Raw genomic sequence first — 8101 nt, 5'->3', positions numbered from 1 at the left:
ACCGGATTCCCTCCATTTACAGAAAAGGGAATAGTATTCTTCGTTGCTTACGTTTTTCATCCTGCAACATTATACAGTCAGGAGGCCTTTAGCAATATGGGGTTGATCGGATGGATACGAAGAAATGGAGATAAAACGAATGTTTACACATCCTTCTAGTAGAGGAAAAGGAGTTGCCGGCAAGGTTCTATCTGAATTGGAAAAATGGGGTAAAGAATTAAGGGCAAGGAGATTCGTTTTGGAAACAGGGAAAAAGCAAGTCGAAGCCATTAGACTATACGAGAAAAGTGGATTTGTCAGAATCCCAAACTATGGACAGTACAAAGGAATTGTGAATAGTGTTTGTTTTGAAAAGAATATTTAGAAATAACTATTTCAATATCTTTATTCCAATCGCCTCAATTCCGTCAAGTTTATTTTGTCTCATGTATTGAACAAATGACACTTTTTTGGTTTCTGTATTTAATAAAAATGGAATCGTATCATATCGGGTGTAGGTATTACCGAAGCCTTTTCCGAGAGGTTTACCGGATTTTGAATCAAAAAGGGGGACGTTGATTAGCGTATTTTCTATGACCTTGTTTAATGAGTCCATTCCAATTACTCTTATATAGCAATTAGAAAAAGAATAGTTCTCGTTGAATCGAACCGCTATTAAGGTGGTTCGATTCTCGAGATCTAATTCATTTAATTCAAAGGAAATACTATCAGAGACATCCCAGCTGCCTGTTTCAATAGATTTAAAATCTTCAAAAAGCCGATCTCCTGAGCAGCTAAAGAAGGTTGAAAAAACAAATAAAATAATTGTAAATCTGATCTTATTCATTTCCGGAGGAATTGGGATTAGGACCTTGATTTTTTCTTGGAGGAAACCTTCTTTTCGCCTGAGGCTTTTGTTCTCCCGAATTATCCTGAGGAGTACTAGGCTTAGGTTTTTCTACATTTTGACGTTTTGGTTTCGGCGGATTTTGAGAAGGGGTTACATTCTCGGGCTTTGTAATAGGGGCTTGACCGCTTTGTGGATTGCGAGGCTTATTTCGGTTTTTATTTCTACGCTTTTGTGGATTTTGACCTGTCCTAGGCTCATTTTGCCCTTCACTTTTAGGCTGACTCTCTTGAGGTTTGGGCTGGTTTGAGGCAGCAGGAGCCTGATTTCTGTTGGTGGAGTCGGTATTCCGCTTATTTTTTGGTTTTTTCTTGCGCGCAGGTTTGATAGAAAACTTCTTATCCAGAAGTTCCAATTCACGAGTAGACTTAGCAGCTAAATCTTCGATATCAGTAGACTTGTCTACTTGAAGGTTAAATACTTTGATCCCTTTTTCATTTAGTTCTTGAATCTCTCTAACTCGATCGCAGGAGATCGTATGCCAATCATTATCGTTGTTGTAGCTAAACCACATCAGCTTGCGGAAAATGTCAGTTTTCTGAAGCTTAGCCGGTCCAGACTCAGTCATCAATGGTCGATCTACATTTGGAATATCCTTGATAGCATCCATGTAAGTGTCCAACTCATAATTCAAGCAGCATTTCAATCGGCCGCATTGTCCGCTTAGTTTGCCTGGATTAAGTGAGAGATTCTGGTATCTGGCAGCCGAAGTACTAACGTTTTTAAAATCAACCAACCATGTGGAACAGCAAAGTTCACGTCCGCAAACTCCGATTCCTCCAAGTCTTCCAGCTTCTTGGCGAAGGCTGATTTGCTTCATCTCTACCCGAATTCTGAATTCGCCGGCCAACAATTTGATTAATTCTCTGAAATCGACCCGCTCCTCAGCGGAATAGTAGAAAGTAGCTTTGGAATTATCTGCCTGATATTCAATGTCAGACATTTTCATTTTCAGGCCAAGCTCATCTATGATTTGACGGCAGCGATATAGGCTAGGGATTTCCCTGTTTTGGGCTTCGCCCCATCGCTCCATATCTTTTTGATTTGCTATACGATAGATTCGAAGGATATTATCATCATCTCTGATTTTTCGCTTTTGCATCTGAAGTCTGACGAGCTCCCCTTGAAGGGAAACATGTCCGATGTGGTGGCCGCTTGTCACATCTACGACTACAGGATCACCAGTATTTAGCTGGATGTAATCTACATTTCTATAATATTCCTTTCGTCCACCTTTGAATTTCACTTCAACAATGTCAAAATTATCTACCTCAGGAATACCCATATGACTTAACCAGTCAAAGGCATTCATCTTATTGCAATCGCTCGTCCCACAAGTACCGTTACTTTGGCAGCCTCCAGTTCCCCCTGAGGAAGTGGAGCAAGTACTACATCCAGCCATATTTTATATTCACAGAGTTTCCCCTGAATGATTTTGGGTTTATTTATCTATTAATTTAAGGATATCTTGTCCGATATCTTTTCGAAAATATGCTTTGTTCCAAGTGATAGAATTCACTGTACTAAAAGCATGATCAAGTGCTTCGGCTAGGGTTTTTCCCTGACCTGTAATCGCTAGAACTCTTCCTCCCTGGTTGGTTAATTCTCCCTGCGAATTAAAAGCTGTACCCGCATGGAAGATAACGCTTCCAGAATGTTCTTTTGGGAGAGTGATCGGGAATCCTTTTTCGTATGAACCAGGATATCCTCCGCTGACCATTACAACAGTCGTTGCATAATCTTTGGAAATCTCCAGATTATAATCCGCTAAAGTTCCTGTAGCGATTCCTTTCAAAAGCCCGAGGAAATCACTGTTGATTCGAGGCAGAACTGCCTCTGTTTCCGGATCTCCCATTCTGACGTTATATTCTATCACGAATGGATCACCATTGTTGTTCATTAGGCCTATAAATAAGAATCCTTTATAAGGAATTCCTTCTTTTGCCAGACCTTCAACTGTAGGCTTGACAACGCGCTCCTCAACTTTTCTCATAAAGGCCTCATCGGCAAAAATCACAGGGCTGACCGCACCCATTCCGCCGGTATTCAATCCTGTGTCGCCTTCGCCGATTCGTTTGTAATCTTTTGCCTCGGGCAAAATTTTATAGTTTTTTCCGTCTGTTGCTACAAATACGGAAAGTTCAATTCCAGTCAGAAATTCTTCAATAACCACTTTGGATGATGCTTCCCCAAATTTCTGATCCAAAAGCATTTCTTTCAGAGAGGACTTTGCTTCTTCCAACGTAAGGCAGATTAAAACGCCTTTTCCAGCAGCTAATCCATCAGCTTTGAGTACAATAGGAAGTTTTTGCCGTTCGAGATAAGCTAAACCCTCTTCCAGTTCTGAAGCAGTAAACGTCTCATAGGCAGCAGTGGGAACTCCATTTCGCATCATAAAGCGTTTTGAAAAATCCTTGCTTCCCTCAAGTGTAGCACCCAGTTGAGAAGGTCCAACTACAGGAATATCAGCAGTTTCAGGTTGGTTTTGGAGAAAGTCTACTATTCCTTTGACTAATGGCTCTTCTGGTCCTACGACAACCAATCCTATCTCTTTTGCCAAGATAAAATTTTTAATTGCCTCAAAATCAGTGATTCCAAGAGAAACGTTTATTGCAATATCGGAAGTTCCGGCATTGCCTGGTGCAACATAAAGATTGGAGCAATCGGGGCTTTGTACGATCTTCCATGCGAAAGCATGCTCTCTGCCTCCGCTTCCCAATAAGAGTATATTCATTGACTCAATTCTTTTTTAATTGGCATGTTCGGAAATAAACTTGATCCGATAGACTCGCAATTCATCTTCTGCAAAGTCCTCATCTTCCAGTTCTTCCAATGCCTCTTTAATATTATCGCTACTAGCTGTCATGAAGTAATCATGAAGGAGATCTTCTCGCTCCTCATCCATGATATGATGAATGTAGTAATCGATGTTTAATTTAGTCCCGCTGTAGATGATTTGCTCAATTTCTTGGAGCAAATCAGATAAGCTTATGTTGAGATTTTCGGCAATTTCATCCAAATCAATTTTTCGATCGATTTGCTGAATTATTGAAATTTTAACCTTCGATCTTGTACCGGAGGATTTCACGACAACATCAGCTGCAGTCTCTATTTCATTTTCCTCAACATAAGTTGCTATCAACTTCAGAAATGGAGCACCGAATTTAGCGACTTTTCCCATACCTACCCCATTGATCTGAGCAAGCTCTTCTCTAGTTGTTGGATAAACAGTTGCCATTTCCTCCAGCGAAGGATCTTGGAAGATCACATAAGGAGGTAGTCCTTTTGATTTTGCAACTTTTTTCCGCTCTGCTTTCAGTAATTCAAAAAGCTTCTCATCATAAGCGATTCCTGCATTAATTTCAATTTCAGCTTGTTCAGTTTCTACTTCAGCATCAAAATCATGGTCCTTAAATAAATCTATCGAATAAGGAGACTCCAAGAAATCTTTGCCTTTCGGTGTCAGCTTTAAAACGCCATAATTTTCAATATCTTTTTCCAGAAAATCCTTGATCATTGCTTGCCGAATCACACTTACCCAAGTTTTGGAAGTTTGATCGGCACCACTTCCAAAGATCGGTAGCTCATCATGTTTGTAGCTTTCGACGTAGTCGGTCTTTTCACCGATGAGTACACTGACCAAGTGATCTAGCCTAAAACGCTCATTAGTTTGTTTCGCTGCTTCCAAGGCTAGGGTCACTAATTCCAATCCTTCGAAAGTTTCTCGCTGACGCTTGCAATTATCACAGAATCCACAATCATCATCCATCGTTTCTCCAAAATAGTTGAGGATGAATTTTCTTCTGCAAACTCCGGTTTCAGCATATGCAGCCATTTCCTGCAAAAGTACTTTTGCATTCTCTCGCTCTGTGACAGCTTTGTCCTTGTTGAATTTGTCCAACTTGACAATGTCATCATAGCGGTAAAACATCAAACAATGACCTTCTAAGCCATCTCTACCCGCCCGGCCGGTCTCCTGATAATATCCCTCCAATGATTTGGGGACATCATAATGAATGACATAGCGTACATCCGGCTTGTCGATTCCCATTCCAAATGCAATGGTTGCCACGATGACATCCAATTCCTCATTTAGAAAATCGTCTTGGTTTTTGATTCGGACTGCTGAGTCAAGACCCGCATGATATGGAGCAGCATTAATCTGATTGACCTGAAGAAGTGCGGCGATTTCCTCTACTTTTTTTCTGCTCAGGCAATAAATAATGCCAGATTTACCTTTATGACCTTTGATGAATTTGATCAGACTTTTCTTGGAATCATTTTTCACTTTTGGACGAACTTCATAAAACAGATTGGTCCGGTTGAAAGATGACTTGAAAAGATCTGCTTCCTCCATCTGAAGGTTTCGCTGTATATCCTGTTGGACTTTTGGTGTAGCTGTAGCCGTAAGTGCAATTATGGGTAGGTTTGGACCTATTTGAGCCACAATTGCTTTGATTCTCCGATATTCCGGACGAAAGTCATGCCCCCACTCCGAAATACAATGTGCTTCATCAATAGCCACAAAACTTAATTTTGCCTTCTTTAGGAACTCGATGTTCTCCTCCTTAGTAAGCGACTCCGGAGCAACATAAAGTAGTTTTGTCTTCTGACTCAATACTTCATTTTTAACCTTTGTGGCTTCAGATTTATTGAGCGTAGAATTTAGAAAATGTGCATTGATTCCTAAAGCATTCAATTGATCTACCTGATTTTTCATCAGGGCTATCAAAGGAGAAATTACTATTGCTGTACCTTCATTCATAACCGCAGGAAGCTGATAGCAAAGTGATTTGCCTGCCCCGGTTGGCATGATTACGAATGTGTTTTTCTTATTCAGAAGGTTATCTACAATCATTTCCTGATTTCCACGGAACTGACTGAAGCCAAAGATTTTTTTAAGATCTGCTTTTACTTTTTCTTCCACAATGAAAATGAATAAGGGTGATGAAAGCCTGTCAAACAGGAATGATTAATAAGTTTTATACCTTTGTTTGACTCAGATGATAAACTCAGCCAAAATTGAATTTAGCTAAAAATATTAGAATAACAGCCACAAGAGTACTTCAAAATGAAGCTCAGGCGATACTTAATCTTATTAATTACTTGGATCATGATTTTGAAGCTTGTGTGGAGCGAATTCTCGCTTCCAAAGGGAGAGTAGTGGTCACTGGGGTTGGGAAAAGTGCAATAATTGCAAATAAAATTGTAGCAACCTTAAATTCAACCGGTACACCTGCGCTTTTTATGCATGCCGCGGATGCGATTCACGGCGACTTGGGAATGATCCAATCTGAAGATATCGTAATCTGTATCTCAAAAAGTGGGAATACGCCCGAGATAAAAGTGTTGGTTCCTCTCCTTAAAAAATCAGGATCTGTATTAGTCGGGTTAGTATCAAACACCAAAAGCTATCTTGCCGAGCATGCAGATTATGTTTTAAATGCGACGATTGGTGAGGAAGCTTGCCCTAATAATCTTGCACCTACGACTAGTACCACCGCTCACTTAGCTTTAGGAGATGCATTGGCAGTATGCCTTTTAGAAGCAAGAGGATTTACCCCAGAAGATTTTGCAAAGTTTCATCCGGGTGGATCTCTCGGAAAACAACTTTATCTGAAAGTCGAAGACGTTTTGGGAAAAGATCAGATACCAAAAGTTTCGGAAGATGCTGGACTTACGGAGGTGATCTTGGAGATTTCTGGTAAGCGCCTCGGTGCTACCGCCGTTGTGGATAAAAATGATCGTTTGGTAGGAATCATTACAGATGGTGATCTTCGAAGAATGCTTCAAAAAACACTTGATATTCAGTCGGTTAAAGCATCTGAAATCATGACTGTTAATCCCAAAACTATTTCAAAAGATGAGTTTGCCGTTCGTGCTTATAATCTCATGCGTAATCACAATATTACGCAGCTAGTAGCAATGGATGGAGATTATATTGTTGGATTTGTTCATATTCATGAATTGATGAAAGAAGGAATAGTTTAAAATGAACGGTAGACCCTATATAGTGATCATGGCTGGAGGAATCGGAACTCGAATCTGGCCGCACAGCAGAAGAAGGAGACCCAAGCAATTCTTGGATATTCTAGGTACGGGTCGTTCACTCCTTCAGATGACGTATGATCGATTCATCGAGTTTGCCGATCAGGATAGATTTGTAATAATCACATACAAAAAGTATTTGAATCTGGTAAAGGAACAGTTGCCAGATCTTGCCGATCACCAGATTTTTGTCGAGCCACTTCGGAAAAACACTGCTGCTTGTATTGCTTACGCCTCTTATAAAATCCACTCGATTGATCCTCATGCAACTTTGGTTGTTTCTCCGGCTGATCATTTGGTTTTACAAGAAGGTAAATTCGCAAAGACCATTTCCCAAGCGATTGCAGCAGCTCAGACGACTAAGCGATTGATTACGCTTGGGATTACTCCAAACCGTCCAGAGACGGGATATGGTTATATACAGTACATTGATAATCCAGATTCATCGGTAAAAAAAGTTAAAACCTTTACAGAAAAACCAAACCTGAAACTCGCAAAGACATTCCTCGATAGTGGTGACTTTGTATGGAACTCAGGCATGTTTGTTTGGAAAACCAGTAGCATAATCCATGCTTTCGAAAAGTACATGCCTGACTTGGCCGAGGTATTTGATGAAGGATTAGGGTTCTTTGGTTCTGAAAGTGAAGCTGCATTTATCTCTCGAGCGTACACCCAATTGAAGAGCATTTCGATTGATTATGGAATTATGGAGAAATCCAATCATGTCTATGTACTTCCCTCTGATTTTGGTTGGTCAGACCTTGGTTCTTGGAATAGTCTTCATGAAGTAGCGAAAAAAGATAACGAGAATAATGTGGTGGAAGCAAATGCAATGCTTTATGAAACTGAAAATTGCTACATAAAAGCCAGTCCTGACAAGCTAGTGGTCATCCAAGGCTTGGATAATTATCTGGTAAGTGAAAACGGAAATGTGCTTTTGATTTGTAAGCTGGATGCAGAGAAAAAATTCAGAGAGTTTGTCACAAGTGCAAGAAAAAAAGGCGAGGAATTCATCTGAAATCCTCGCCTTTTAGTTTAGCTTTTATAATTGGGATAGTTCATTAAACTGTGTCTAGGTTTAAATTTATGTTTCAAAGGACTGGCAGAGGAGGCCGTAGGCCGACGAAGCCAGTCCTTTGAAAACTAGTTTTTCAGAGGTATTCTTTC

At 40.2% G+C, this 8101-nt stretch carries 7 protein-coding genes; 3 read left to right on the top strand and 4 right to left on the bottom strand.

What is annotated here, in order from left to right:
* The first annotated feature begins 124 nt into the window (after positions 1 to 124).
* On the top strand, positions 125 to 364 hold the full coding sequence (locus P8O16_RS19140; RefSeq protein ID WP_300317553.1) for a GNAT family N-acetyltransferase: 240 nt from the start codon (positions 125 to 127) through the stop codon (positions 362 to 364).
* Positions 365 to 370: 6 nt separating this feature from the next.
* Here P8O16_RS19140 and P8O16_RS19135 read toward each other — a convergent pair whose 3' ends face one another.
* From P8O16_RS19135 to recQ, 4 genes are all read right to left on the bottom strand, one after another.
* Positions 371 to 826 carry a gliding motility lipoprotein GldH gene (locus tag P8O16_RS19135; protein WP_300317550.1) on the bottom strand — a complete coding sequence of 152 codons (456 nt, stop codon included), beginning with the start codon at positions 824 to 826 and terminating at the stop codon, positions 371 to 373.
* Entirely contained in the window at positions 819 to 2198 is a 1380-nt protein-coding gene (gene ricT, locus P8O16_RS19130) for a regulatory iron-sulfur-containing complex subunit RicT (protein ID WP_300317557.1), read from the bottom strand. The genes P8O16_RS19135 and ricT overlap by 8 nt, the downstream gene beginning before the upstream one ends.
* Before the next feature lie 129 nt (positions 2199 to 2327).
* Positions 2328 to 3620: a phosphoribosylamine--glycine ligase gene (gene purD / locus P8O16_RS19125; RefSeq protein ID WP_300317547.1), complete on the bottom strand. Its 1293-nt coding sequence runs from the start codon at positions 3618 to 3620 to the stop codon at positions 2328 to 2330.
* A gap of 15 nt (positions 3621 to 3635) precedes the next feature.
* Positions 3636 to 5813 carry a DNA helicase RecQ gene (gene recQ, locus P8O16_RS19120; protein ID WP_300317546.1) on the bottom strand — a complete coding sequence of 726 codons (2178 nt, stop codon included), beginning with the start codon at positions 5811 to 5813 and terminating at the stop codon, positions 3636 to 3638.
* Positions 5814 to 5908: 95 nt separating this feature from the next.
* Between recQ and P8O16_RS19115 the strand changes: the two genes are divergently transcribed.
* The gene (locus P8O16_RS19115) at positions 5909 to 6877 is read left to right on the top strand and encodes a KpsF/GutQ family sugar-phosphate isomerase (RefSeq protein ID WP_300317544.1); all 969 of its coding nucleotides are present in this window, start codon (positions 5909 to 5911) and stop codon (positions 6875 to 6877) included.
* A gap of 1 nt (position 6878) precedes the next feature.
* Positions 6879 to 7952: a mannose-1-phosphate guanylyltransferase gene (locus P8O16_RS19110; RefSeq protein WP_300317542.1), complete on the top strand. Its 1074-nt coding sequence runs from the start codon at positions 6879 to 6881 to the stop codon at positions 7950 to 7952.
* Positions 7953 to 8101: the final 149 nt, after the last annotated feature.

It is taken from the genome of Algoriphagus sp. (assembly GCF_029254265.1).
Taxonomy (GTDB): domain Bacteria; phylum Bacteroidota; class Bacteroidia; order Cytophagales; family Cyclobacteriaceae; genus Algoriphagus.
Note: the sequence above shows the minus strand (reverse complement) of the source record. Positions and strands in the feature narration are given on the sequence as shown.

What these genes read in the sequence shown, in the direction of transcription:
- P8O16_RS19110 (WP_300317542.1), top strand. Translation starts at nt 6,879, where the DNA reads ATGAACGGTAGACCCTATATAGTGATCATGGCTGGAGGAATCGGAACT.
- P8O16_RS19140 (WP_300317553.1), top strand. Translation starts at nt 125, where the DNA reads ATGGAGATAAAACGAATGTTTACACATCCTTCTAGTAGAGGAAAAGGA.
- P8O16_RS19135 (WP_300317550.1), bottom strand. Translation starts at nt 826, where the DNA reads ATGAATAAGATCAGATTTACAATTATTTTATTTGTTTTTTCAACCTTC.
- purD (WP_300317547.1), bottom strand. Translation starts at nt 3,620, where the DNA reads ATGAATATACTCTTATTGGGAAGCGGAGGCAGAGAGCATGCTTTCGCA.
- ricT (WP_300317557.1), bottom strand. Translation starts at nt 2,198, where the DNA reads ATGAATGCCTTTGACTGGTTAAGTCATATGGGTATTCCTGAGGTAGAT.